This window comes from Pseudostreptobacillus sp. (genome assembly GCF_977040545.1).
This window is the reverse complement of record NZ_CDRRBS010000130.1, coordinates 1-2227: the sequence shown is the minus strand read 5'-3', so window position 1 is coordinate 2227 and position 2227 is coordinate 1. Positions and strand designations below refer to the sequence as shown.

The 2227-nt window shown below is 24.5% G+C and carries 1 protein-coding gene; it reads left to right on the top strand.

Features of this window, described 5'->3' with window-relative positions:
• A partial coding sequence (locus tag ACWYO2_RS05805; RefSeq protein WP_455515535.1) for a S8 family serine peptidase occupies window positions 1–2227 on the top strand: 2227 nt, incomplete at both ends.

Below are 2227 nucleotides of genomic sequence, written 5' to 3'. Positions count from 1 at the left end.
AATGGTAAAAATCCAGAATCTGAAATAAAACCTAGTGATAATAATAAGCAGGATACACCTAATGGAAATACTGATACAGATACTCCTAATGGTAATAGTCACGATTCTAATGTAAATCCTAATGATGATGTTAATAATAATGATAATTTTTCTAATTTAACAAACGAAGAAAAAGTTGCATATATATTTAAAAATATTAGCACAACTACTAATGATGTTATTACACAAGATATGCTAAATGAATCAGGATATACTAAGCCTACTTCAAATTCTAATTCACTTAAATATACAGATGATGTATCAGGTCATATTAAAAGTAAGGCTATTGATAAAGTTAATTCTTCAGATATTAATATAGATTTTGAAACAATTAAATCAAAAGATGTATATAAGGTTAATGAAAATAAAGTACATATTTTTGAAATTTCACCTACATTGCCAATAGAAGAATACAGAAAATATGCTAATGTAACTATACCTAAAAATGTTGGAAGAAAAATAAATTCAGATAGTGAACTTCATTCTAAATTAGTTCTTAAATCATTTTTATTATCTAATCCTTATTTAGGAGAATTTAAACCAGATAATACAACATATAACCATAATATATTTATGTATAGTAATAAAGATTTAGATTCTATGGTTAATGTAGAAGGGATACTTAATTTATCATTTGGAGTTCAAAAAAGATTTACAAATAATTTTGCAAAACTTACTAATACACAAATATATATAAATAATATAGCTAACTCTAAAGACTATATAGCAGATATAGCAAATTACTCTAATTTAATTTTTTATGATAAATATAGAGATAATAAGCAATTAAAGATTGTATCTATCGGAAATGGTGAAATAGGATTAAATAATTTCTGGACTCCTAATGAATCTGCACTTAATTATCAAATTATGTCACCAGAATTACAAAAAATGGCAAGAAGTGAAGTTATATTTGCTAAAAATATATTTTCTGAAGATGTAATACATGATAACAATAAAAATAATTTTGTTAATATATACAATACTAATGAAAAAAAATATTACGAACCTAAATATATTGATAACAATGAAAAAATAACTTATGATACAAAACCTCTACTTCAAAGAGCAAACACAGTATCAACTAACGGCTATATTGAATATTTAAATGAAAAAAATCAACGTGATTATAGAGTTGGTTCAAGTTTTTCTGCTCCTCGTATTGCTAAACTTGCATACGATCTAAAAGAAAGATATCCATTTTTAACTTATACACAGATAAAACAAATAATTCTTACAACAGCAGATAGAGATGATAGTGGTTATTTATCAAATCTTACAGGTTGGGGAGTTGTTAATTACAATAAAGCTATGAAGGGAATTTCTAATCTTAATGCAGGACTTATTGAAGAAAGTAAATACTTTAATGGAATGTATGAGAAGATTTATGATAAAAAAGGCAACATTTTCTTTTATCTTGATATACCAAATGGAACAATAGCTAAATGGGAAAATGATATATCATCAGGTTTAGAAGGAGATGGGAATAGTTTAGACAGTGATATAATTGAATATAACGCACAATTTAGTAAATCATATCCTAAAGTTAAAAAATATCAATATCGTGTACCACGTGTAATTGATAGCGAAAGAAATTTTTATGCAAATGTTAAACAAGCAGGTTTGAGAAAAGCAGGGAAAGGACAAATAACACTTAGTGGAAAGCAAAATTATACAACGGATACTGAAATATTAGATGGAACATTAGTACTAGCAAATGATAGTCTATCAAGATATTTAGTTTCAAAAAATGCAACACTACGTATAAGTTCTAAGGATCTCAACGGAAATATAGATATAAAAAATAATATAATATCTTCAGGTAAGGTAACTATAACTGATAATACAACTATAAAAGAATATATAGGATTAAAAGATTCTAACTTAACAATAGTTGCAGGTAAAACTTTAAATACTGATAAATTTAATTCTATTGGAAAATTAGAACTATATTTCACAGATCCATCTATTTTAACAAAAGAATTAATACCTATAATTTCTAAAAATGGATATAATATTAAAAATACATCATTAAACAATTTATTTATTAATTTAGAAGAAATAGGAAATCAAAGATATAAGGTTAAATTTAAAGAAAATTCAACACTTGAAAATTTAAGTGAATCAGAACTTAGAAATATACCATCATATGATATTAATAGAAGAAAATTTTTTGATAACTATTATG